23 protein-coding genes are annotated in these 22277 nt (G+C 70.9%); 13 read left to right on the forward strand and 10 right to left on the reverse strand.

The features are described from left to right. Positions 1 to 101: 101 nt before the first annotated feature. Complete coding sequence (locus K7787_RS09670; RefSeq protein ID WP_223001132.1) at positions 102 to 857, reverse strand: hypothetical protein; 756 nt, start codon at positions 855 to 857, stop codon at positions 102 to 104. Positions 858 to 1196: 339 nt separating this feature from the next. On the opposite strand from K7787_RS09670, the gene K7787_RS09675 reads away from it, so the two are divergent. Next, positions 1197 to 1886, forward strand: a complete 690-nt coding sequence (locus K7787_RS09675) for a SurA N-terminal domain-containing protein (RefSeq protein WP_223001133.1) — start codon at positions 1197 to 1199, stop codon at positions 1884 to 1886. A gap of 290 nt (positions 1887 to 2176) precedes the next feature. Here the strand turns inward: K7787_RS09675 and pgl are convergent, their stop codons facing one another. The 5 genes from pgl to tkt are packed head-to-tail and all read right to left on the reverse strand — an operon-like array spanning position 2177 to position 8794. Next, positions 2177 to 2959, reverse strand: a complete 783-nt coding sequence (gene pgl / locus K7787_RS09680; protein WP_223001134.1) for a 6-phosphogluconolactonase — start codon at positions 2957 to 2959, stop codon at positions 2177 to 2179. Then, a complete protein-coding gene (opcA, locus tag K7787_RS09685; RefSeq protein ID WP_009187985.1) occupies positions 2956 to 4014 on the reverse strand; it encodes a glucose-6-phosphate dehydrogenase assembly protein OpcA in 1059 nt (352 codons plus the stop codon). Before opcA ends, pgl begins: the two co-directional genes overlap by 4 nt. Beyond that, a complete protein-coding gene (gene zwf, locus K7787_RS09690) occupies positions 4011 to 5549 on the reverse strand; it encodes a glucose-6-phosphate dehydrogenase (RefSeq protein WP_009187984.1) in 1539 nt (512 codons plus the stop codon). The genes opcA and zwf overlap by 4 nt, the downstream gene beginning before the upstream one ends. Before the next feature lie 4 nt (positions 5550 to 5553). Further along, on the reverse strand, positions 5554 to 6672 hold the full coding sequence (gene tal / locus K7787_RS09695) for a transaldolase (protein WP_019982849.1): 1119 nt from the start codon (positions 6670 to 6672) through the stop codon (positions 5554 to 5556). A gap of 34 nt (positions 6673 to 6706) precedes the next feature. Beyond that, positions 6707 to 8794: a transketolase gene (gene tkt / locus K7787_RS09700; RefSeq protein ID WP_009187982.1), complete on the reverse strand. Its 2088-nt coding sequence runs from the start codon at positions 8792 to 8794 to the stop codon at positions 6707 to 6709. A gap of 444 nt (positions 8795 to 9238) precedes the next feature. On the opposite strand from tkt, the gene K7787_RS09705 reads away from it, so the two are divergent. Both K7787_RS09705 and K7787_RS09710 read left to right on the forward strand, forming a co-directional pair. Continuing rightward, complete coding sequence (locus K7787_RS09705; RefSeq protein WP_078512000.1) at positions 9239 to 10225, forward strand: heme o synthase; 987 nt, start codon at positions 9239 to 9241, stop codon at positions 10223 to 10225. 92 nt (positions 10226 to 10317) lie between these two features. Beyond that, a complete protein-coding gene (locus K7787_RS09710) occupies positions 10318 to 10665 on the forward strand; it encodes a hypothetical protein (RefSeq protein WP_019982852.1) in 348 nt (115 codons plus the stop codon). Between the two features lie 109 nt (positions 10666 to 10774). On the opposite strand, the gene K7787_RS09715 is transcribed toward K7787_RS09710, so the two are convergent. Genes K7787_RS09715 through K7787_RS09730 form a run of 4 tightly spaced genes read right to left on the reverse strand, consistent with a single transcriptional unit; the run spans position 10775 to position 14406 of the window. Beyond that, on the reverse strand, positions 10775 to 11782 hold the full coding sequence (locus K7787_RS09715; protein WP_223001135.1) for a COX15/CtaA family protein: 1008 nt from the start codon (positions 11780 to 11782) through the stop codon (positions 10775 to 10777). 56 nt (positions 11783 to 11838) lie between these two features. Next, complete coding sequence (locus tag K7787_RS09720) at positions 11839 to 12642, reverse strand: ABC transporter permease (RefSeq protein WP_009187979.1); 804 nt, start codon at positions 12640 to 12642, stop codon at positions 11839 to 11841. Then, positions 12639 to 13562 (reverse strand): ABC transporter ATP-binding protein, encoded by a 924-nt coding sequence (locus tag K7787_RS09725; RefSeq protein ID WP_009187978.1) that lies wholly within the window; start codon positions 13560 to 13562, stop codon positions 12639 to 12641. The genes K7787_RS09720 and K7787_RS09725 overlap by 4 nt, the downstream gene beginning before the upstream one ends. A 31-nt stretch (positions 13563 to 13593) precedes the next feature. Beyond that, complete coding sequence (locus K7787_RS09730) at positions 13594 to 14406, reverse strand: AAC(3) family N-acetyltransferase (RefSeq protein ID WP_009187977.1); 813 nt, start codon at positions 14404 to 14406, stop codon at positions 13594 to 13596. 162 nt (positions 14407 to 14568) lie between these two features. On the opposite strand from K7787_RS09730, the gene K7787_RS09735 reads away from it, so the two are divergent. The 10 genes from K7787_RS09735 to K7787_RS09780 all read left to right on the forward strand — a co-directional run bounded on the left by K7787_RS09735 (position 14569) and on the right by K7787_RS09780 (position 22233). Next, positions 14569 to 15312, forward strand: coding sequence for a helix-turn-helix transcriptional regulator (locus K7787_RS09735; RefSeq protein ID WP_009187976.1), 744 nt, complete (start codon positions 14569 to 14571; stop codon positions 15310 to 15312). Further along, positions 15309 to 16730: a Fe-S cluster assembly protein SufB gene (gene sufB, locus K7787_RS09740; protein ID WP_223001136.1), complete on the forward strand. Its 1422-nt coding sequence runs from the start codon at positions 15309 to 15311 to the stop codon at positions 16728 to 16730. Before K7787_RS09735 ends, sufB begins: the two co-directional genes overlap by 4 nt. Before the next feature lie 87 nt (positions 16731 to 16817). After that, on the forward strand, positions 16818 to 18038 hold the full coding sequence (gene sufD / locus K7787_RS09745; RefSeq protein ID WP_223001137.1) for a Fe-S cluster assembly protein SufD: 1221 nt from the start codon (positions 16818 to 16820) through the stop codon (positions 18036 to 18038). After that, positions 18035 to 18358: a non-heme iron oxygenase ferredoxin subunit gene (locus tag K7787_RS09750; protein ID WP_009187973.1), complete on the forward strand. Its 324-nt coding sequence runs from the start codon at positions 18035 to 18037 to the stop codon at positions 18356 to 18358. Before sufD ends, K7787_RS09750 begins: the two co-directional genes overlap by 4 nt. A gap of 7 nt (positions 18359 to 18365) precedes the next feature. Continuing rightward, positions 18366 to 19130 carry a Fe-S cluster assembly ATPase SufC gene (sufC, locus tag K7787_RS09755; RefSeq protein ID WP_009187972.1) on the forward strand — a complete coding sequence of 255 codons (765 nt, stop codon included), beginning with the start codon at positions 18366 to 18368 and terminating at the stop codon, positions 19128 to 19130. Next, positions 19127 to 20383: a cysteine desulfurase gene (locus K7787_RS09760; protein WP_009187971.1), complete on the forward strand. Its 1257-nt coding sequence runs from the start codon at positions 19127 to 19129 to the stop codon at positions 20381 to 20383. Before sufC ends, K7787_RS09760 begins: the two co-directional genes overlap by 4 nt. Before the next feature lie 21 nt (positions 20384 to 20404). After that, complete coding sequence (sufU, locus tag K7787_RS09765; RefSeq protein ID WP_009187970.1) at positions 20405 to 20872, forward strand: Fe-S cluster assembly sulfur transfer protein SufU; 468 nt, start codon at positions 20405 to 20407, stop codon at positions 20870 to 20872. Next, positions 20869 to 21201 carry a metal-sulfur cluster assembly factor gene (locus K7787_RS09770; protein WP_009187969.1) on the forward strand — a complete coding sequence of 111 codons (333 nt, stop codon included), beginning with the start codon at positions 20869 to 20871 and terminating at the stop codon, positions 21199 to 21201. The genes sufU and K7787_RS09770 overlap by 4 nt, the downstream gene beginning before the upstream one ends. Positions 21202 to 21373: 172 nt before the next feature. After that, a complete protein-coding gene (locus tag K7787_RS09775; RefSeq protein ID WP_009187968.1) occupies positions 21374 to 21697 on the forward strand; it encodes a DMT family transporter in 324 nt (107 codons plus the stop codon). Further along, the gene (locus tag K7787_RS09780) at positions 21697 to 22233 is read left to right on the forward strand and encodes a TetR/AcrR family transcriptional regulator (protein WP_223001138.1); all 537 of its coding nucleotides are present in this window, start codon (positions 21697 to 21699) and stop codon (positions 22231 to 22233) included. Before K7787_RS09775 ends, K7787_RS09780 begins: the two co-directional genes overlap by 1 nt. The last annotated feature ends 44 nt before the right edge of the window (positions 22234 to 22277 follow it).

The following is a 22277-nucleotide window of genomic DNA, read 5'->3' on the forward strand; positions in this document are numbered from 1 at the left end:
TGCTGCGGCCGGAAGGTTCACCGGCTCGCGACGCCCGGCACGGCGCCTCGCCGCGTTGTCGCATCACCCGAGTACATCCGCGCTGTCCAGGCGCTCGGCGTCTACGACGACTTCCGCTTCTGCGCCTGGAGCGACTGCACCACCTGTGCCGCGACCTTCCGGCCGGCGGCCGCGCCGTTGTCCGAGTCGGCCGTCGACATCAGGGTCAGGACGCCCGTGCCGACGCGCGCGGAGATCAGCGTGCTGCCGTTCTCCCAGGAATTGCTGGTGAGCGTGATGGTGTAGGCCTCGTCGCTGAGCCCCGGGGTCTCCTTGCCGGTGACCTTCACCTTGGCGTGGGCCTGGGTGTCGGTGTAGGTCGGGCACGCGGCGACCGCGGCCCGCACGTCCTTCATGACCGACTGCGCGGCCGTGCCCCGGAAGCCGTCCAGTTCCTGCGTGATCTCCTCGGTCTGGTCCGGCTGCTCGGCGAAGTCGGACTGCGCGAACGACACGCCGCCCTTGAGGCCGGTGATGTCCAGCCAGTACGTGTTGCCGAACTTGGCGCAGTCGGTCTTGCCCGAGGCCTTCGCGGGCGGCGAGAGGAACTCGTCACCGCTGTCCGCCGCGCCGTCCTGGACGGGGGTCACGCCCTTCGGCATGAACGAGGCCGGGGCCAGCGCCCGCTTGAGCTGCGTTCCCGTCAGCACACCGGCATCGGGGGCCGCGCTCTCGCTGGGCGACGCCGACGCCGACGCGGGCGCCGCCGCCGGGTCGTCGGAGCCCGAGGAGCCGGAGGAGCAGGCGGCCAGGGAGAGGGCCAGGGGGAGTGCCGCGACGGCGAACGCCGCACGGGCGGCACGGAACGGGAGACGCATCTGGATCCTTGCGTGAAACATGAAAAGTGAGACATGCGCGTGGGGGCCCGGTGAATCTACGGAGTCCGCGGCCACGAAGCGGTCTCAGCTCGCTCAAAGCTGGGCCAAAGGTCCGGGCGGGGCGGCGGTTTCGCGGGGGTACGCGGATCCGGTGGTCTCCGAGTGGCTGACGGCCGCGCCCGCCGCCACTCGGAGGAGACGCGGACGCGAGGCGGCGGCGGTGCCCGAAGTCGCGGTGAATCGTTGGTCCAATGGCTTGGCCGGAGCCCGGCCGCTGCCTACCATCGATCACCGCAAGACTTTGTGCACCGCCGCACAAACTCTCCTCGGGAGGTTTCCTTGCACCGCCGCCGTCGCACCGCGCTCGTCCTGTCCGCCGCGATCGCCGCGGCGGCCCCCCTCCTGACCGCCTGCGGCAGCGACGCGCATCCCGGCGCCGCGGCCGTGGTGGGCGGTCAGCGGATCACCGTCGCGCAGTTGCAGAGCCGGGTGGACGAGGTGCGCCGGGCGCAGCGCGCCGCGGTCCCCGACCAGGCGCAGTACGAGCAGGCCGTCGCCCGCACCGGCACGCTCTCCCGGGACACCCTGCACCAGATGGTGCTCGACCGGGTCCTGGACCGCGCGGCCCGGGACGCGGGCGTCAGCGTCACCCGCCGCGAGGTCCAGCAGCTGCGGACCGGTCTGGAGCAGCGGGCGGGCGGCGCCAAGGCCCTGGAGACCGCCTGGCTCCAGCAGTACGGCGTGGCCCCCGAGCGCCTCGACGACAACCTCCGCCTCCAGGTGGAGGCGCAGAAGCTGGCGACGAAGCTCCACACCGACACCTCCCAGCCCGCCTTCTGGCAGGCCCTGTCCACCGCCTCCGGCGAACTCCGCGTCGACCTCAATCCGCGCTACGGCGCCTGGGACGTCCAGAAGGGCGGCGTCGAGGCCAAGGCGCCGTGGCTGCGGGACGTCACGTCGGCGGGCGCGTCGCCCTTACCCTTCCCATCCCTGGGGGCTGCCGCCCCCAGACCCCCACTGTCGGCCTGAACGGCTTCGTCCTCAAGCGCCGGACGGGCTGGAACAGGCGGGGTGGGTGGGCAAAGGCTGCCGCCCCGGGCCCCGCTGTCGGCCTGAACGGCCTCGTCCTCAAGCGCCGGACGGGCTGGAACAGGCGGGGCGGGTGGGCAAAGGCTGCCGCCCCGGGCCCCGCGTCGGCCTGAACGGCCTCGTTCTCAAGTGCCGGACGGGCTGTTACAGCCGGCCTCGGCCTCGAACGGCGGACGGGCTGTTGCAGCCGGCCCGGGCTTTTGGGCCGGGCCGGCTGAGGGGGCGTCAGGTCATGCTGACGCCGGGGGGTACAGGCTTCTCGGGAGTTGGGCGGCTGCTGCTGTGTCCAGGAGCCAGAGGGTGCGGGTGCGGCCCTGGGCTCCTGCCGCGGGGGCCTGGATCTCGCCCGCGCCCGAGAGGGCCATGGCGACCGCGTTCGCCTTGTCCTCGCCCGCCGCGAGCAGCCAGACCTCACGGGCCGAGCGGATCGCGGGGAGGGTGAGGGAGATACGGGTGGGCGGCGGCTTCGGCGAGCCGTGGACGCCGATCACCGTGCGCTCGGTCTCCCGTACGCCCGGATGCTCCGGGAACAGGGAGGCGACGTGGGTGTCCGGGCCGACCCCCAGCATCAGGACGTCGAAGGAGGGCACCGCGCCGTGGTTCTCGGGGCCGGCCGCGCGGGCCAGCTCCTCGGCGTAGGCGTCCGCCGCGGCCTCCACGTCCGCGCCGTACGGACCGTCCGACGCGGGCATGACGTGCACGCGCTTGGGGTCCAGCTGCACGGAGTCCAGCAGCGCCTCACGGGCCTGCGTGACGTTGCGCTCGGGGTCGCCCTCCGGCAGGAACCGTTCGTCGCCCCACCACAGGTCCAGACGGCCCCAGTCGATCGCGTCGCGGGCGGGCGCGGCGGCCAGCGCGGCCAGCACGCCGTTGCCGTTGCGGCCGCCCGTCAGGACGACGTTCGCCGAGCCCGTCGAGGCCTGGGCGTCCACGATCCTCGTGATCAGCCGGGCCGCTGCGGCCTGCGCCATCAGGTCCTTGTCGCGGTGGACGACCAGCTGTGGAGTGCTCACTTCGCCGTCGCCTTCCGGGTCGGGGCCTTGCGGGCCGTCTTGGCGGCGGCCCGGCGCGCGGGCGCCTTCACCGCCTCCTCCTCGGGGGTGGCGACCGCCACCGGCCCCTGCTCGGCGGGTTCCCGGTCGCCGCCGCCGAGCCGGTCCACGCCGTAGCGCAGCGCCGACGCGTAGGTGTCGTCCGGGTCCAGCCGCCGCAGCTCCTCCGCGATCAGCTCGGCCGTGTCACGGCGCTTGAGCGCCACCGCACGCTCCGGCTGGCCCTCGATGGACAGCGTCGCCAGCCGTCCGTCGGCGCGGTCCAGCCGGATCGAGCCGCAGTTCGTGTCCATGCGGACCGCGGTCAGCCCCGGCCCGGCGGACAGCGTCCGCTTCACCGGCACGTCCAGCCGGTCCGCGAGCCACATCGCCAGCAGCTCACAGCTCGGGTTGGACTCCTCGCCCTCCACCTCGACGCCGCCGACCTCGCAGGTCACCTGGTCGAGCGCGGCGGCCAGCATGGAGCGCCAGGGCGTGATCCGGGTCCACGACAGATCGGTGTCGCCGGGGGCGTACGCCGCGGCCCGCGCCGTCAGCTCCCGTACCGGGTCCTCGCAGGCGTAGGTGTCGGTGACCCGGCGCTGGGCCAGGGCCCCCAGCGGGTCGCCGGCCGGGTCGATCGGGGCGTCCACCGGCCACCACACGACGACCGGCGCGTCCGGCAGCAGCAGCGGCAGCACCACCGACTGGGCGTGGTCGGAGACCTCGCCGTACAGCCGCAGCACCACCGTCTCGCCGGTGCCGGCCTCCGCGCCCACCCGCACCTCGGCGTCCAGCCGCGAGGAGGTGCGGTCGCGCAGGGTGCGCGAGACGCGGCGGATGACGACCAGGGTGCGCGAGGGGTGCTCGCGCGAGGCGTCGCCGGCCGCCTTCAGGGCGTCGTAGGCGTTCTCCTCGTCGGTGACGATGACCAGGGTGAGCACCATGCCGACGGCGGGGGTGCCGATCGCGCGGCGCCCCTCGACCAACGCCTTGTTGATCTTTCCGGCCGTGGTGTCCGTCAGATCGATCTTCATGGCCGGCGCCAGCTCCGTCCGTCTCGTGCGAGCATCTCGTCCGCCTCCGCCGGGCCCCACGTCCCCGACTGGTACTGCGCGGGCCTGCCGTGCGTGTCCCAGTACTCCTCGATCGGGTCGAGGATCTTCCAGGACAGCTCGACCTCCTCCGTGCGCGGGAAGAGGTTGGAGTCGCCGAGCAGCACATCGAGGATGAGGCGCTCGTAGGCCTCGGGGCTGGACTCGGTGAAGGACTCGCCGTAGGCGAAGTCCATCGACACGTCCCGGATCTCCATCGACGTGCCGGGCACCTTGGAGCCGAAGCGCACGGTCACGCCCTCGTCCGGCTGGACGCGGATGACGACCGCGTTCTGCCCGAGTTCCTCGGTGGCGGTGGTGTCGAAGGGCGAGTGCGGGGCGCGCTGGAAGACCACCGCGATCTCGGTGACCCGCCGCCCCAGCCGCTTGCCGGTGCGCAGATAGAAGGGGACGCCCGCCCAGCGGCGGTTGTCGATGCCGAGCTTCACGGCCGCGTAAGTGTCGGTCTTCGACTTCTCGTCGATGCCGTCCTCTTCGAGGTAGCCGGTGACCTTCTCGCCGCCCTGCCAGCCGGCCGCGTACTGGCCGCGCACCGTGTGGGCGCCCAGGTCGTCGGGCAGCCGGACCGCGCCGAGCACCTTCTCCTTCTCCGCCGCGAGCGCGTCCGCGTCGAACGAGGAGGGCTCCTCCATCGCGGTGAGCGCCATCAGCTGGAGCAGGTGGTTCTGGATGACGTCGCGGGCGGCGCCGATGCCGTCGTAGTAGCCGGCCCGGCCGCCGATGCCGATGTCCTCGGCCATGGTGATCTGCACGTGGTCCACGAAGGACCGGTTCCATATGGGCTCGAACATCTGGTTGGCGAAGCGCAGCGCCAGGATGTTCTGGACGGTCTCCTTGCCCAGGTAGTGGTCGATCCGGAACACCTGGTCCGGCGCGAACACCTCGTGGACGATCGCGTTCAGCTCCTCGGCCGACTTCAGGTCGTGGCCGAACGGCTTCTCGATGACCGCGCGCCGCCAGGAACCGCCCGACTGGTCGGCCAGAGCGTGCTTCTTCAGCTGCTGGATGACGACCGGGAACGACTTCGGCGGCACGGACAGGTAGAAGGCGAAGTTGCCGCCCGTGCCCTGCGCCTTGTCCAGCTCGTCGATCGTGCCGCGCAGCCGCTCGAAGGCCTCGTCGTCGTCGAAGGTGCCCTGCACGAAGCGCATGCCCTGGCTGAGCTGCTGCCAGACCTCCTCGCGGAACGGCGTGCGCGCGTGCTCCTTGACCGCGTCGTGCACGACCTGCGCGAAGTCCTCGTCCTCCCAGTCGCGCCGGGCGAAGCCCACCAGCGAGAAGCCCGGCGGCAGCAGACCCCGGTTCGCGAGGTCGTAGACGGCCGGCATCAGCTTCTTGCGGGACAGGTCGCCCGTGACGCCGAAGATGACCAGGCCCGACGGCCCCGCGATACGCGGGAGCCGTCGGTCCGCAGGGTCACGGAGCGGGTTCGCCCCGGTACCGGAAAGGGGTGACAAGGCGTCAGCCCTCCGCGGGGGCGAGGCGCTGCAGCTCCGCCTCGGTCGACTTCAGCAGGTCGTTCCAGGAGCCCTCGAACTTCTCGACGCCCTCGTCCTCCAGCACCTGCACGACCTCGTCGTAGGAGATGCCGATCTTCTCCAGCGCGTCCAGGTCGGCGCGGGCCTGCTCGTAGGTGCCCCTGATCGCGTCGCCGCGGATCTCGCCGTGGTCGTCCGTGGCCTCCAGCGTGGCCTCGGGCATGGTGTTCACCGTGTTCGGCGCGACCAGCTCCTCGACGTACATGGTGTCCTTGTACGCCTTGTCCTTCACACCGGTGGACGCCCACAGCGGACGCTGCTTGTTCGCGCCCGCGTTCTCCAGCGCGTCCCAGCGGTCCGAGGAGAAGACCTCCTCGTAGGCCTGGTAGGCCAGGCGCGCGTTGGCCACGCCCGCCTTGCCGCGCAGGGCCTTGGCCTCGTCGGTGCCCATCTCGTCGATGCGCCGGTCGATCTCGGTGTCCACGCGGGAGACGAAGAACGACGCCACCGAGTGGATCTTGGAGAGGTCCAGGCCGCGCTCCTTGGCCTTCTCCAGGCCGGTCAGGAAGGCGTCCATGACCTTGCGGTAGCGCTCCAGCGAGAAGATCAGCGTGACGTTGACGCTGATGCCGTTGCCGATGGTCTCGGCGATCGCCGGCAGACCCGCCTCGGTTGCCGGGATCTTGATGAGCGTGTTGGGGCGGTCCACCAGCCAGGCCAGCTGGCGGGCCTCGGCGACGGTCGCCTTGGTGTTGTGGGCCAGGCGCGGGTCCACCTCGATGGAGACCCGGCCGTCCTGGCCGTCGGTGGCGTCGAACACCGGCCGCAGGATGTCGGCGGCGTCGCGGACGTCCGCCGTCGTGATCATCCGGATGGCCTCTTCGACGGTGACCTTGCGGGCGGCCAGGTCCGACAGCTGCTGGTCGTAGCCGTCGCCCTGCGAGATCGCCTTCTGGAAGATCGTCGGGTTGGTGGTGACGCCCACGACGTGCTGCTGGTCGATCAGCTCGGCGAGGTTGCCGGACGTGATCCGCTTGCGCGACAGGTCGTCCAGCCAGATCGCGACGCCTTCGTCGGAAAGGCGCTTCAGTGCGTCTGTCATGGAAAATGCATCTCCTACGTGTCGTCTGTGAGCGTCAGCGCTGGGCGGCGGTGAGCGATTCCCGGGCCTTGGCGGCCACGTTCTCGGCGGTGAAACCGAACTCGCGGAAGAGCACCTTGGCGTCGGCGGAGGCGCCGAAGTGCTCCAGCGAAACAATGCGTCCGGCGTCCCCGACGTACTTGTGCCAGGTCAGCCCGACGCCCGCCTCGACCGCGACACGCGCCCGCACGGCCGGCGGCAGCACGCTGTCCCGGTACCCCTGGTCCTGCTCCTCGAACCACTCGACGCACGGCATCGACACCACGCGGGTCGGCACGCCGTCGGCCTGGAGCTGCTCGCGCGCCTCGACGGCGACGTGCACCTCGGAACCGGTGGCGATCAGGACGACCTGCGGCTCGCCGCCCTCGGCCTCCAGCAGGACGTAGCCGCCCTTGGCCGCGTCGTCGTCGGGCTCGTACGTCGGCACGCCCTGGCGGGTCAGCGCCAGCGCGTGCGGGGCGCCCTTGCCGTACTCCTTCGTCCAGCGGCGGTGGATCTCGCGCCAGGCGATGGCGGTCTCGTTGGCGTCGGCCGGGCGGACCACGTTCAGGCCGGGGATGGCGCGCAGCGAGGCGAGGTGCTCGACCGGCTGGTGGGTGGGGCCGTCCTCGCCGAGGCCGATGGAGTCGTGCGTCCACACGTACGTGACCGGCAGGTGCATCAGCGCGGACAGGCGCACGGCGTTGCGCATGTAGTCGGAGAAGACCAGGAAGGTGCCGCCGTAGGCGCGGGTGTTGCCGTGCAGCGTGATGCCGTTCAGCTCGGCGCCCATCGAGTGCTCGCGGATGCCGAAGTGGACGGTGCGCCCGTACGGGTTCGCCTCGGGCAGCGGGTTGCCCTCGGGCAGGAACGACGACGTCTTGTCGATCGTCGTGTTGTTCGAGCCGGCCAGGTCGGCGGAGCCGCCCCACAGCTCGGGAACGACCTCGCCGAGCGCCTGGAGCACCTTGCCGGAGGCGGCGCGCGTCGCGACCGACTTGCCCGCCTCGAACACCGGGATCTTCTCGTCCCAGCCGGTGGGCAGCTCGCCCCGGGCGATGCGGTCGTACTCGGCGGCGCGCTCCGGGTTGGCCTCGCGCCAGGCCCGGAAGGACTTCTCCCACGCGTCGCGGGCCGCGCGGCCGCGCTCCAGGGCGCCGCGGGTGTGGGCGAGGACCTCGTCGGCGACCTCGAAGGTCTTCTCCGGGTCGAAGCCGAGGACGCGCTTGGTGGCCGCGACCTCCTCGTCGCCGAGGGCCGAGCCGTGCGCGGCCTCGGTGTTCTGCGCGTTCGGGGCGGGCCAGGCGATGATCGAGCGCATCGCGATGAAGGACGGCCGGTCGGTGACGGACTTGGCCTCCTGGATCGCGGCGTAGATCGCCGCCGGGTCCAGGTCGCCGTCCGCCTTCGGCTCCACGCGCTGGACGTGCCAGCCGTAGGCCTCGTACCGCTTGACGGTGTCCTCGGAGACGGCCGTCTCGGTGTCGCCCTCGATCGAGATGTGGTTGTCGTCCCACAGCAGGATCAGGTTGCCCAGCTTCTGGTGGCCGGCCATCGACGACGCCTCGGCCGAGATGCCCTCCTGCAGGCAGCCGTCACCGGCGATGCAGTAGATGAAGTGGTCGAACGGCGACTCGCCCTGCGCGGCGTCCGGGTCGAACAGACCGCGCTCGTAGCGGGCGGCCATCGCCATGCCCACCGCGTTGGCGACACCCTGGCCGAGCGGGCCGGTCGTGGTCTCCACGCCCTCGGTGTGCCCGTACTCGGGGTGGCCCGGGGTCTTCGAGCCCCAGGTCCGGAACGCCTTCAGGTCGTCCAGCTCCAGGCCGAAGCCGCCCAGGTACAGCTGGGTGTAGAGGGTCAGGGAGGAGTGGCCCGCGGACAGTACGAAACGGTCGCGTCCCACCCACTGCGTGTCCGCGGGGTCGTGCCGCATCACCTTCTGGAACAGGGTGTAGGCGGCGGGAGCGAGGCTCATGGCCGTACCCGGATGGCCGTTTCCGACCTTCTGTACGGCATCGGCGGCCAGGACACGCGCGGTGTCCACCGCACGCTGGTCCAATTCGGTCCACTCGAGGTCTGTGGTGGTCGGCTTGGTGCTCACCCTGGCTCAGGGCTCCTCTCCACTGTCGGATGCCGGTACACGTGCCCGCGCACCGGCTGCCGGCGTTCTCGGCGTCGGCCGGCCGTTGTTGAGCCTACCCTCGTAAAGACGTGCGTTTTTTCGTGTCATTCAAGAGTGCCGGGACTCTTCGAAATCCGCCTGCCGACCGGCCCGGAAGCGTATTCGGCAACTGAATACGGACCCGCTCATCCGATCGCTCAATCGAGCCGTCACGCGCCCGTCGGAACATTGTTCCGACGCTGTTCGCGGACCCGTCCCACCGGGTTCGCGCACCCGCCCGGCGGCCCCTGCGCGGGGGGTGCGGCCAACACGACCCGACCCCCGCGAATGTCCGGGTCTGGGCAACGTCTACAGTGGCGTGGTACGCGCGAGCCTTTACCGTCGGTTCACATCGGCGGGGCTCGCTGGGAGTCTCTGTCAGGGGTGTGCGTGACGGCCGTCGAATCCCGTCCTGGGGGTCCCTCCCAGACCCTTAAGGTTCTGGGGGAGGGAGCACTCGGTGCAGGCCAGAGCCCGAGCCACCGGCCGTTCGGGGCCCGTGTCAAGGCGTTCGTGGCACTGACCAAGCCACGGATCATCGAACTGCTGCTGATCACCACCGTTCCGGTGATGTTCCTGGCGCAGCAGGGCGTGCCCGATCTGAAGCTGGTGCTGCTCACGTGCCTCGGCGGCTACCTCTCCGCAGGTGGCGCCAACGCGCTGAACATGTACATCGACCGCGACATCGACGCGCTGATGGACCGCACCTCGCAGCGGCCGCTGGTGACCGGCATGGTCAGCCCGCGCGAGTGCCTCGCCTTCGGCATCACGCTGGCGGTCGTCTCGACGCTGCTGTTCGGGTACACCGTCAACTGGCTGTCCGCCTGGCTGTCGCTCGGAGCGCTCCTCTTCTACGTCGTCGTCTACACGATGATCCTCAAACGGCGTACGTCGCAGAACATCGTCTGGGGCGGGATCGCCGGCTGCCTGCCCGTGCTGATCGGCTGGTCCGCCGTCACGAACTCCATGTCGTGGGCGCCGGTCGTCCTCTTCCTCGTCATGTTCTTCTGGACGCCGCCGCACTACTGGCCGCTGTCCATGAAGGTCAAGGAGGACTACGCGCGCGTGGGCGTGCCGATGCTGCCGGTCATCGCCTCCAACAAGGTGGTCGCCCGGCAGATCGTGATCTACAGCTGGGTGATGGTGGCGGTCTCGCTGCTGCTGACCCCGCTCGGCTACACCGGCTGGTTCTACACGGTGGTGGCGCTCGCGGCCGGCGGCTTCTGGCTGTGGGAGGCGCACGGGCTGCAGAACCGGGCCAAGGCCGAGGTGACCGGCGCCAAGCTGAAGGAGATGCGGCTGTTCCACTGGTCGATCACCTACGTGTCGATCCTCTTCGTGGCCGTCGCGGTGGACCCCTTCCTCCGCTAGCCCCCTTCACACCCGCCGACGGGCGGGGTGCGTGGTCAAGGCCACGCACCCCGCCCGTCGCCGTTGGATCTACCGCTGGGTAGCATCCAGCCATGGCAGACGACACGCAGCAGGTTGACCCCAAGGCTGACCCGAAGGCCGAGCGCACGGCGGCCCGCCTGGCGCAGCGCATCGGCTCGTTCTCCAAGGCCCATGGCGGCGCCGAGGGGCAGGTCGCGTACATCGGACAGCGCGGCGCGCGGATCGTCCTGGTCGGCGAGGACGGCGCCTGGGGCGACATCGTGGCCCCCACCTACGCCGTCGCCGAGCAGGCGGTGCGGAAGTCGGGGATCACGGTCCACGAGTCCTTCGACGGCGAGTTCGCGGCGAAGGTGAAGACCGGCCCGTACGAGTGGTCCCGGATGGCCGGGCTCCAGCTCGGCGGCCCCAGCAACGGCTGAACGGACTGAAGGCTCGTGGGGCCGGACAGACACTGTCTGTCCGGCCCCACGAGCCTTCAGAGTGCGGCGAGGCGGCCGGGCGTCCGCCGGGCGCCGCCCGGCCGCGACGTCACGCCGTGGCCAGCTCCGTCTCGGCGGCCGGGCCCGGCAGGCCGGCCACCTGGACGGGCCGCTCGCGCAGCGACAGCAGCACCCGCAGCACCCCGATCCACATCAGGCACGAACCGAGCATGTGCGCGGCGACCAGCGCCTCGGGCAGATGCGTGAAGTACTGGACGTAGCCGATGACGCCCTGCAGCAGCAGGACGACGAACAGGTCCCGCGTCCGGTCCAGCGGGCCCTTGGGCGCGTCGACGGCCTTGAGGACGAACCACAGGGCGAACGTCAGCGTCACCACGATCCAGGCCAGCACCGCGTGCGCCTTGGCGATCGTCTCCCAGTCCAGCGGGATGCGGTCGACCTTGGCCGAGTCGCCCGCGTGCGGGCCCGCGCCGGTCACCACGGTGCCCACCGCGATCAGCAGCACGCTCGCCACGACCAGGAACCACACCAGCTGCTGCACCGCCTTGCCGACCAGCGGACGCGGCTCGGCGTCGCCCTCGCGGGTGCGCTGCCACATCACCGCGGCGACCGCGATCAGCGCCGTCGACAGCAGGAAGTGCGCCGCGACGGTGTAGGGGTTGAGGCCGACGAGGACGACGATGCCGCCGAGCACCGCGTTGCCCATGACGATCCAGAACTGGAGCCAGCCGAGCCGGGTCAGGGCGCGCCGCCACGGCTTCTCGGAGCGCGCGGCGACGATCGCCCAGCCGACGGCGGCGCACAGCACGTACGTCAGCATGCGGTTGCCGAACTCGATCACCCCGTGGAAGCCCATCGCCCGCGTGGTGGTCAGCGAGTCGTCGGTGCAGGTGGGCCAGGTCGGGCAGCCGAGACCCGAGCCGGTCAGGCGGACGGCGCCGCCGGTCACGACGATGACGACCGCCATGACGAGCGCGGCGAGGGCCGCCCGCCGGACGGTCCGCGGCTGCGGGGTCCAGCGTTCGGCGATGAAGGCGAGCGGGTTGCGCGCTGCGGATACGGCGTCGGCGCGAGTCAGCTTTGGCACGCGTCCCATGGTAGGCGTCCGCTTGTGCACGCGTTCACGAGGGTCCCGCGCGCCGCCCGGACGGCCTACTCCCAGCGGAAGAACCGCCCGGCCGCCGCCAGCGCCACGACCGCCCACCCGGCGAGGATCCCGAGGTCGCCCCAGGGCATGCCCGCGCCGTGCTGCAGGACGTCCCGCAGCCCGTCGGACAGGGCCGAGATGGGCAGCAGCCCCAGCACGTCCTGCGCGCCGGAGGGGAACTTGTCCAGCGGGACGATGACCCCGCCGCCCACCAGCAGCAGCAGGAACACCAGGTTCGCGGCGGCCAGCGTGGCCTCGGCCTTCAGGGTGCCGGCCATCAGCAGGCCGAGCCCGGAGAAGGCGGCCGTGCCGAGGACCAGCAGCAGGAGCACCGCGAGCGGGTCGCCGTGCGGGGACCAGCCGAGCGCGAAGGCGATCACGGTCAGCAGGACGACCTGGAGCACCTCGGTGACCAGCACCGACGCCGTCTTGGCGGTCATCAGAGCCCAGCGCGGCAGCGGCGAGGCGGCCAGCCGCTTCAGCACGCCGTAGCGCCGCTCGAAGCCGGTGGCGATGGCCTGTCCGGTGAACGCCGTGGACATCACGGCGAGCGCCAGGACGCCCGGTGTGAGGAAGTCCACGGCCTTGCCCGCGCCGGTGTCCACGATGTCCACCGCGCTGAACAGCACCAGCAGCAGGGTGGGGATCACGACGGTGAGGAGCAGCTGCTCGCCGTTGCGCAGCAGCATCTTCGTCTCCAGCGCCGCCTGCGCCGCGATCATGCGCGACAGCGGAGCCGCGCCGGGCCGCGGGGCGTACGCGCCGGTGGCGGCGCCGCTGTCAGCGCCGGTGCCGGTGGTGAGAGTCATGAGCGCAGCTCCTTGCCCGTCAGCTCCAAGAAGACATCCTCCAAAGTGTGCCGCTCCACCGAGATCCGGTCGGGCATCACCCCGTGCTGCGCGCACCAGGACGTGACCGTGGCGAGCAGCTGGGGGTCGACCTTGCCGACGACCCGGTAGGAGCCGGGGGTCAGCTCGGCGGCCGAGGAGTCCGCGGGCAGCGCCTTGAGCAGGGACGCGACGTCGAGGCCGGGGCGGCCGGTGAAGCGCAGGGTGTTCTCCGCGCCGCCGCGGCACAGCTGCTCCGGGGAGCCCTGGACGACGACCCGGCCCGCGTCGACGATCACGACGTCGTCGGCGAGCTGCTCGGCCTCCTCCATGTAGTGCGTGGTGAGGATCACGGAGACGCCGTCGGCGCGCAGGTCGCGCACCAGGTCCCAGGTGGCCCGGCGGGCCTGCGGGTCGAGACCGGCGGTCGGCTCGTCGAGGAAGACCAGCTCGGGCCGGCCGACCACGGCCATGGCGAGCGCGAGGCGCTGCTGCTGGCCGCCGGAGAGCCGGCGGTACGAGGTCCGGCCGCAGCCGCCGAGCCCGAGCCGTTCGATCAGCGCGTCCACGTCCAGCGGATGGGCGTGCAGCCTGGCGACGTGCCGCAGCATCTCGTCGGCCCGCGCGCCCGAGTACACGCCCCCGGACTGGAGCATCACGCCGATCCGCGGCCGCAGCGCGGCCGACTGCCGCACGGGGTCGAGGCCCAGGACGCGCACCGTGCCGGAATCCGGCTTCCGGTACCCCTCGCAGGTCTCGACCGTCGTGGTCTTGCCGGCGCCGTTGGGACCGAGCACGGCGGTCACGCCCGCCCGGGCCACCAGGTCGAGGCCGTCCACCGCGGTCTTCGTGCCGTACCGCTTCACCAGGGCCTGTACTTCGACCACGGGCTCACTTCGCATGGGTCCAGAGTCTAGGTTCGCGCCGGGCGGCTCAGACCCCCGGGTGGGTGAAGTCGTCCTCGCGGGGCCGGTGCACCGGGAGCCAGCGCTCGGCGTACGCCACCGCGTCCGCCAGGGGGAACAGCCGGGCCTCGGCGGCGCCCGCCCGGCCCCGGACGACCGGCCGGTCGCGTTCGAAGTCGTGCCCGAGTTCGTCGAACCGCTCGGCGCTGATGGACACCTCCGTCAGGACCTCCCAGCCGTCCGGTCCGGGCCGGCCCACCTCGACGAGCGGCGCCGGTATCCGGTACTCGGCCAGGTGGAAACAGGTGCAGGAGCCATATCCGGCGCCGAGCAGCAGCACCCGGGCGCCCGCGGCCTCCAGCTTGGCCAGCGGGCTGCGCTCGCCGAGCCGGCAGTCCACGGCGTGGTCCGCCGTCAGCTCTCCCGCGCGCGGGCCGATCGCCGCGAACGAGGCGTGGGGATGCGCGCTGCGTACGGCGCCCGGCCAGGTGCGCACGGTCTCCGGGATCACGCCGACCCCGCGCGTGGGGGTGGTCCTCGGGTCGTAGACGGGCATCGACGCGCGGATGGTCTCCCACCATTGCCGGGGCACCGGCGGCCGGCTCCACAGGGCGGGATCGGAGAGGCCGCCGGAGTGCGCCGGGACCACCAGCGTGCCGTCCGGACCGAGGGCGTCCAGCAGGGCCTGGACCACCGCGACCGGGCCGCCGCAGACCCAGCCGAGGGAGCTGAGCGAGGAGTGGACGAGGAGGGTCTCACCAGGGCGTACGCCGAGGTCGCGCAGGTCTTCGGCGAGGGTGGCGCGGGTGACGAGAGGGCCGGTCGGCGGGGGTGTGGACATGGTCTGGGAGTGTGGTGCACGGCCCTCGCGGGCGCCACCCGTTTTGATCGATCAAAGATCGTTTCCGCAGGTCAAGTTAGGTCTGCCTAAGTGATGCAGGGCACCACCCATGCGGATCAAGGGCGCTTGTCAGGCCGCGAGGAATTACGCAACAATGGCGTTGTGAAAAACGTCGGCGAGGCTCGGGAGACCCCCACGGGGACCCCCCAGGAGGAGCTAGCGACCGGTGAGCGCTCCACGCGCAACCGGGTCGCGCGGTCCATCCTGGACCACGGCCCGTCGACCGTCGCCGAACTGGCCGGACGGCTGGGACTCACCCAGGCCGCCGTGCGGCGCCATCTGGACGCCCTGCTCGCCGACGACGTCGTCGAGGCGCGCGAGCGGCGGGTGTACGGGGCGCGGACGCGCGGCCGGCCCGCGAAGGTCTTCGCGCTCACCGACTGCGGCCGCGACGCCTTCGACCAGTCGTACGACAAGCTCGCCGCGGACGCGCTGCGCTGGATCGCCGAGCGGGAGGGGGGCCAGGAGGCGGTCGCCGCCTTCGCCCGCGCCCGTATCGCCGCGCAGGCGCGCGCGTACCGCAAGGCCATCGAGGCGGTGGGCCCCGACGAGCGCGCCGGAGCGCTGGCCAAGGCCCTGAGCGCCGACGGGTACGCTGCTACGGCGCGCAGCGCGCCCCTCCCGCACAAGGGCGAGCAGCTCTGCCAGCACCACTGCCCGGTCGCCCACGTCGCGGAACAGTTCCCGCAGCTCTGCGAGGCGGAGACCGAGATCTTCGCCGAGCTGCTGGGCACCCATGTCCAGCGACTGGCGACCATCGCGCACGGCGACGGCGTCTGCACGACGTTCATCCCCCAGATTTCCACTGACGCATCTGCTAGCACGGCCGGGAGGAACCCCGCATGACTCTCCCCACGGAGACTGCCCACCCCGAACTCGAGGGCCTGGGCAAGTACGAATACGGCTGGGCCGACTCCGACGAGGCCGGCGCCTCCGCGAAGCGCGGTCTGAACGAGGAAGTCGTCCGGGACATCTCCGCCAAGAAGAGCGAGCCGGAGTGGATGACCAAGCTCCGCCTCAAGGGCCTGCGCCTGTTCGAGAAGAAGCCCATGCCGAACTGGGGCTCGGACCTGTCGGGCATCGACTTCGACAACATCAAGTACTTCGTGCGCTCCACGGAGAAGCAGGCGGAGTCCTGGGAGGACCTGCCCGAGGACATCAAGAACACCTACGACAAGCTGGGCATCCCCGAGGCGGAGAAGCAGCGCCTGGTCGCGGGCGTCGCCGCGCAGTACGAGTCGGAGGTCGTCTACCACCAGATCCGTGAGGACCTGGAGGAGCGGGGCGTCATCTTCCTGGACACCGACACCGCCCTCAAGGAGCACCCGGACCTCTTCAAGGAGTACTTCGGCACGGTCATCCCGGTCGGCGACAACAAGTTCGCGTCGCTGAACACCGCGGTGTGGTCCGGCGGCTCCTTCATCTACGTCCCGCCGGGCGTCCACGTCGAGATCCCGCTCCAGGCCTACTTCCGCATCAACACGGAGAACATGGGCCAGTTCGAGCGGACCCTGATCATCGTCGACGAGGGCGCCTACGTGCACTACGTCGAGGGCTGCACCGCTCCGATCTACAAGTCCGACTCGCTGCACAGCGCGGTCGTCGAGATCATCGTCAAGAAGAACGCCCGCTGCCGTTACACGACCATCCAGAACTGGTCGAACAACGTCTACAACCTGGTCACCAAGCGCGCCGTGGCCTACGAGGGCGCGACCATGGAGTGGATCGACGGCAACATCGGCTCCAAGGTGACGATGAAGTACCCGGCCGTCTACCTGATGGGCGAGCACGCCAAGGGCGAGACCCTGTCCATCGCCTTCGCCGGCGAGGGCCAGCACCAGGACGCCGGTTCCAAGATGGTCCACATGGCGCCCAACACCTCGTCCAACATCGTCTCCAAGTCGGTGGCGCGCGGCGGCGGCCGCACCTCCTACCGCGGTCTGGTCGAGATCGGCGAGGGCGCCGCGGGCTCCAAGTCCAACGTGCTGTGCGACGCGCTGCTCGTGGACACCATCTCCCGCTCCGACACCTACCCCTACGTGGACGTCCGCGAGGACGACGTGTCCATGGGCCACGAGGCGACCGTCTCCAAGGTCTCCGAGGACCAGCTCTTCTACCTGATGAGCCGCGGTCTGTCCGAGTTCGAGGCGATGGCGATGATCGTGCGCGGCTTCGTCGAGCCGATCGCCAAGGAACTCCCCATGGAGTACGCCCTGGAGCTGAACCGGCTGATCGAGCTGCAGATGGAGGGCGCGGTCGGCTGACGACCGCCCTCCCCAGCGGCGACGGCCCGCCCCCGTGGGCGGGCCGAGGATCACAATTGACGCAGGAAAGAGAGCAGACCGACAGCCATGGCTGAGGCTCAGAACTCCCCCAAGTCCTCGACTTCGCTCGGACAGGGGGCGCCCCCACCGGTGGGCTCCACCACCGCCGGACAGATCGCGGTGGCCGCCGAGTCGACCGTCGCCACGCGCATGAGCGCGCCGCCCTCGTTCGACGTGGCGGACTTCCCGGTCCCGTACGGCCGTGAGGAGGAGTGGCGCTTCACCCCGCTGGACCGGCTGCGCGGTCTGCACGACGGCACCGCGAGCGCCACCGGCGGCGTGAAGGTCGACGTCCAGGCCCCCGAGGGCGTGCGCGTGGAGACCGTCGGCCGCGACGACGCCCGGCTCGGCCGGGCCGGCGCCCCGGTGGACCGCGTCGCCGCCCAGGCCTACTCCGCCTTCGAGCACGCCTCGGTCGTGACCGTCCCCAAGGAGACCGTCCTCACCGAGCCGATCCGCATCGCCGTGCACGGCGAGGGCGGCACCGCCTACGGCCACCAGGTCATCGAGCTGGAGGCCTTCGCCGAGGCCGTCGTCGTCATCGACCACACCGGTGACGCGGTCCTCGCCGCCAACGTCGACTACCTGATCGGCGACGGCGCCAAGCTGACCGTCGTCTCCGTCCAGGACTGGGACGACAGGGCCGTCCACGTGGGCCAGCACAACGCCCTGATCGGCCGTGACGCCGCCCTGAAGTCCGTCGTCGTCACCTTCGGCGGCGACCTGGTCCGGCTGCACCCCCGGGTGACGTACGCGGGCACCGGCGGCGAGGCCGAGATGTTCGGCCTGTACTTCACCGACGCCGGCCAGCACCAGGAGCACCGCCTCTTCGTCGACCACAACACGCCGCACTGCAAGTCGAACGTGGTCTACAAGGGCGCCCTCCAGGGCGACGACGCGCACGCCGTGTGGATCGGCGACGTCCTCATCGAGGCCAAGGCCGAGGGCACCGACACCTACGAGATGAACCGCAACCTGGTGCTGACCGACGGCTCCCGGGTCGACTCCGTGCCGAACCTTGAGATCGAGACCGGCGAGATCGTCGGCGCCGGCCACGCCTCCGCCACCGGCCGCTTCGACGACGAGCAGCTCTTCTACCTGATGGCCCGCGGCATCCCGGAGTACGAGGCCCGCCGCCTCGTGGTCCGCGGCTTCTTCGCCGAGCTGGTCCAGCAGATCGGTGTCTCCGACATCGAGGAGCGCCTGCTCGCCCGGATCGAGGAGGAGCTGGAGGCGTCCGTCGCATGAGCGGTGCCTTTGTCCGCGTCTGCGGGCTGAGCGAGCTGGAGGAGGACACCCCCAAGCGGGTGGAACTCGACGGCACGCCCATCTCCGTGGTGCACACCGAGGGCGAGGTGTTCGCGATCCACGACATCTGCTCGCACGCGAACGTCTCGCTGGCCGAGGGCGAGGTCGACGACTGCCACATCGAGTGCTGGCTGCACGGCTCGCGCTTCGACCTGCGCTCCGGCAAGCCCGACAGTCTTCCGGCGACGCGTCCCGTCCCCGTATACCCCGTAAAGATCGAAGGGGACGACGTGCTCGTCTCCCTCTCCCAGGAGTCCTGAGGCACCCATGGCAACGCTTGAAATCCGAGACCTGCACGTCACCGTCGAGGCCGACAACGCCACGAAGGAGATCCTCAAGGGCGTCGACCTGACCGTGAAGCAGGGCGAGACGCACGCCATCATGGGCCCCAACGGCTCGGGCAAGTCCACCCTCGCCTACTCGCTCGCGGGTCACCCCAAGTACACGATCACCGGCGGCACCGTCACCCTCGACGGTGAGGACGTCCTGGAGATGTCCGTCGACGAGCGCGCCCGCGCCGGCCTGTTCCTCGCCATGCAGTACCCGGTCGAGGTCCCCGGCGTCTCGGTCTCCAACTTCCTGCGCACCTCCGCCACCGCCATCCGCGGCGAGGCCCCCAAGCTGCGCACCTGGGTGAAGGAGGTCAAGGAGACCATGGAGCGGCTCCACATGGACCCCTCCTTCGCCGAGCGCAACGTCAACGAGGGCTTCTCCGGCGGTGAGAAGAAGCGCCACGAGATCCTCCAGCTCGAACTGCTCAAGCCGAAGATCGCGATCCTCGACGAGACGGACTCCGGCCTGGACGTCGACGCGCTGCGGATCGTCTCCGAGGGCGTCAACCGCGTCCGCGAGACCGGCGAGGTCGGCACCCTGCTGATCACGCACTACACGCGCATCCTGCGCTACATCAAGCCCGACCACGTCCACGTGTTCGCCGGCGGCCGCATCGTCGAGTCCGGCGGCCCGGAGCTCGCGGACAAGCTGGAGAACGAGGGCTACGAGGCATACGTGAAGGGTGGCGCATCCGCGTGACACAGCTGCCGGGCCTCCTCGACACCGAGGCGCTCCGCAAGGACTTCCCGATCCTGGACCGCACGGTCCACGACGGCAGGAAGCTCGTCTACCTCGACAACGCGGCGACCTCGCAGACTCCGCGCCAGGTCATCGACGTCCTGGACGAGTACTACGAGCAGCACAACGCCAACGTGCACCGGGGCGTGCACGTGCTCGCCGAGGAGGCCACGGCGCTGTACGAGGGCGCGCGCGACAAGGTCGCCGCGTTCATCAACGCGCCGAGCCGCGACGAGGTGATCTTCACCAAGAACGCCTCCGAGTCGCTCAACCTCGTGGCGAACATGCTCGGCTGGGCCGACGAGCCCTACCGGGTGGACCACGACACCGAGATCGTCATCACGGAGATGGAGCACCACTCCAACATCGTTCCCTGGCAGCTGCTCGCGCAGCGCACGGGCGCGAAGCTGAAGTGGTTCGGCCTCACCGACGACGGCCGGCTCGACCTGTCGAACCTGGACGAGGTCATCACCGAGAAGACGAAGATCGTCTCCTTCGTGCTGGTCTCCAACATCCTCGGCACCCTCAACCCGGTCGAGGCGATAGTCCGCCGCGCCCAGGAGGTCGGCGCCCTGGTATGCGTCGACGCCTCGCAGGCCGCCCCGCACATGCCGCTGGACGTCCAGGCCCTGCAGGCCGACTTCGTGGCCTTCACCGGCCACAAGATGTGCGGCCCGACCGGCATCGGCGTGCTCTGGGGCCGCCAGGAGCTGCTGGAGGACCTGCCTCCGTTCCTCGGCGGCGGCGAGATGATCGAGACCGTCTCGATGCACTCCTCGACGTACGCGCCCGCCCCGCACAAGTTCGAGGCGGGCACCCCCCCGATCGCGCAGGCGGTCGGCCTCGGCGCGGCGATCGACTACCTGAACTCGATCGGCATGGACAAGATCCTCGCCCACGAGCACGCGCTGACCGAGTACGCGGTCAAGCGGCTGGCGCAGGTCCCGGACCTCAGGATCATCGGCCCGACGACGGCCGAGGACCGCGGTGCGGCGATCTCCTTCACGCTGGGCGACATCCACCCGCACGACGTGGGCCAGGTCCTCGACGAGCAGGGCATCGCGGTGCGCGTGGGCCACCACTGCGCGCGGCCGGTCTGCCTGCGCTACGGAATTCCTGCGACCACGCGAGCGTCGTTCTATCTGTACTCCACGCCGGCCGAGATCGACGCCCTGGTCGACGGCCTGGAGCACGTACGGAACTTCTTCGGCTGACGGGACGGGACGAGCGATCGCATGAAGCTGGACTCCATGTACCAGGAAGTCATCCTGGACCACTACAAGCACCCGCACGGGCGTGGTCTTCGGGATGGCGACGCCGAGGTGCACCACGTCAACCCGACGTGCGGCGACGAGATCACCCTGCGCGTGAAGTACGACGGCACGAAGATCGAGGACGTCTCGTACGAGGGCCAGGGCTGCTCCATCAGCCAGGCCTCGGCGTCCGTGCTCAACGACCTCCTGGTCGGCAAGGAACTCGCCGACGCGCAGAAGATCCAGGAGACCTTCCTGGAGCTGATGCAGTCCAAGGGGAAGATCGAGCCCGACGACGCGATGGAGGAGGTCCTGGAGGACGCGGTGGCGTTCGCCGGGGTGTCCAAGTATCCGGCCCGGGTCAAGTGCGCCCTGCTGAGCTGGATGGCCTGGAAGGACGCGACGGCCCAGGCGCTGGACGGCGCCGAAGCCGAAAGGAAGACCGCATGAGCGAGACCGTGGAGATGAAGCCGGCCTCGGAGGAGGAACTCCGCGAGGCCCTGATGGACGTCGTCGACCCCGAGCTGGGCATCGATGTCGTCAACCTGGGCCTGATCTACGGCATCCACGTCGACGACGCGAACATCGCGACCGTCGACATGACCCTGACGTCGGCGGCCTGCCCGCTCACCGACGTCATCGAGGACCAGGCCAAGTCCGCCACGGACGGCCTCGTCAACGAACTGCGCATCAACTGGGTCTGGATGCCCCCGTGGGGCCCCGACAAGATCACGGACGACGGCCGCGAGCAGCTGCGGGCGCTCGGGTTCAACGTCTGAGACCACCGGCGGGAACAGCCCGCGGGAGCGACCACCAGCGGGAACAGCCCGCAGAAGCAAAGGGAACGGCGAGGTCCACCAGGACCTCGCCGTTCTCCGTCTCCCCGGGGCACGGGGGCTCGGCCAGAGGCGATGTGTACGCGCGTACACATGGCTCACTACGCTTCCCCGCATGGGTTACCTGATGCTGGCCGGGGCCATAGCCGCCGAGGTCGTCGCCACCACGGCGCTGAAGTACAGCGAGGGGTTCAGCAGGCTGTGGCCCTCGCTGCTGACGGCGCTCGGGTACGTGATCTCCTTCGTGCTGCTCGCCCAGGCGCTGAAGTCGGTGCAGATCGGCACCGCGTACGCGATCTGGTCGGGAGTGGGCACCGCGGCCATCGCCGTGCTCGGGCTGCTGCTGTTCGGGGAGGAGCTGACCGCGGCCAAGGTGGGCGGCATCCTGCTGATCGTCGGGGGAGTGGTGGTGCTCAACCTCGGCGGGGCGAGTCACTGATGCCCCGGCGCCACGACCCCGACCGGCGCCGGCGCATCATCGACGCGGCGATCCGCGTGGTCCGGCGCGCCGGCATCGCGGGACTCAGCCATCGCACGGTGGCGGCGGAGGCGGACGTGCCGCTCGGCTCCACGACGTACCACTTCGCCACCCTGGACGAGCTGATGGTCGCGGCGCTGCGCCAGTCGGGCGAGGGCTTCTGCCGGGTGGTCGCCGCGCGCGAGGGACTGACCGACCCCGGCGGCGACCTGGCCGGCGAACTCGCCGCCGCCCTGGGGGAGTGGCTGGCCGCCGGCCGCGCCGGAGCGGAGCTGGAGTACGAGCTGTACCTCGCCGCCCTGCGCCGGCCCGCCCTGCGCCCGGTGGCCGCCGGATGGGCGGACGACCTCGCCGCACTGCTGGCCCCGCGCACCGATCCGCTCACCGCCCGCGCCCTGGTCGCGCTGATGGACGGCATCTGCCTGCACGTGCTGCTGACGGGCGGTTCGTACGACGAGGAGTACGCGCGGGAGGCGCTGGCCCGGATGATCCCCTGAACCGGCGCCCGGCACATGAGACACGGTTCGCTCCCGCGCCCCGC

Origin of the sequence: Streptomyces sennicomposti, from assembly GCF_019890635.1 — a bacterium.
GTDB lineage: Bacteria > Actinomycetota > Actinomycetes > Streptomycetales > Streptomycetaceae > Streptomyces > Streptomyces sennicomposti.

Excerpts from the sequence above, each read along its gene's own strand:
- K7787_RS09670 (WP_223001132.1), bottom strand. The coding sequence starts at position 857 with ATGCGTCTCCCGTTCCGTGCCGCCCGTGCGGCGTTCGCCGTCGCGGCA.
- opcA (WP_009187985.1), bottom strand. The coding sequence starts at position 4,014 with ATGAAGATCGATCTGACGGACACCACGGCCGGAAAGATCAACAAGGCG.
- tal (WP_019982849.1), bottom strand. The coding sequence starts at position 6,672 with ATGACAGACGCACTGAAGCGCCTTTCCGACGAAGGCGTCGCGATCTGG.
- K7787_RS09710 (WP_019982852.1), top strand. The coding sequence starts at position 10,318 with ATGGCAGACGACACGCAGCAGGTTGACCCCAAGGCTGACCCGAAGGCC.
- K7787_RS09715 (WP_223001135.1), bottom strand. The coding sequence starts at position 11,782 with ATGGGACGCGTGCCAAAGCTGACTCGCGCCGACGCCGTATCCGCAGCG.
- K7787_RS09720 (WP_009187979.1), bottom strand. The coding sequence starts at position 12,642 with ATGACTCTCACCACCGGCACCGGCGCTGACAGCGGCGCCGCCACCGGC.
- K7787_RS09725 (WP_009187978.1), bottom strand. The coding sequence starts at position 13,562 with ATGCGAAGTGAGCCCGTGGTCGAAGTACAGGCCCTGGTGAAGCGGTAC.
- K7787_RS09730 (WP_009187977.1), bottom strand. The coding sequence starts at position 14,406 with ATGTCCACACCCCCGCCGACCGGCCCTCTCGTCACCCGCGCCACCCTC.
- sufB (WP_223001136.1), top strand. The coding sequence starts at position 15,309 with ATGACTCTCCCCACGGAGACTGCCCACCCCGAACTCGAGGGCCTGGGC.
- sufD (WP_223001137.1), top strand. The coding sequence starts at position 16,818 with ATGGCTGAGGCTCAGAACTCCCCCAAGTCCTCGACTTCGCTCGGACAG.
- K7787_RS09750 (WP_009187973.1), top strand. The coding sequence starts at position 18,035 with ATGAGCGGTGCCTTTGTCCGCGTCTGCGGGCTGAGCGAGCTGGAGGAG.
- sufC (WP_009187972.1), top strand. The coding sequence starts at position 18,366 with ATGGCAACGCTTGAAATCCGAGACCTGCACGTCACCGTCGAGGCCGAC.
- sufU (WP_009187970.1), top strand. The coding sequence starts at position 20,405 with ATGAAGCTGGACTCCATGTACCAGGAAGTCATCCTGGACCACTACAAG.
- K7787_RS09770 (WP_009187969.1), top strand. The coding sequence starts at position 20,869 with ATGAGCGAGACCGTGGAGATGAAGCCGGCCTCGGAGGAGGAACTCCGC.
- K7787_RS09775 (WP_009187968.1), top strand. The coding sequence starts at position 21,374 with ATGGGTTACCTGATGCTGGCCGGGGCCATAGCCGCCGAGGTCGTCGCC.
- K7787_RS09780 (WP_223001138.1), top strand. The coding sequence starts at position 21,697 with ATGCCCCGGCGCCACGACCCCGACCGGCGCCGGCGCATCATCGACGCG.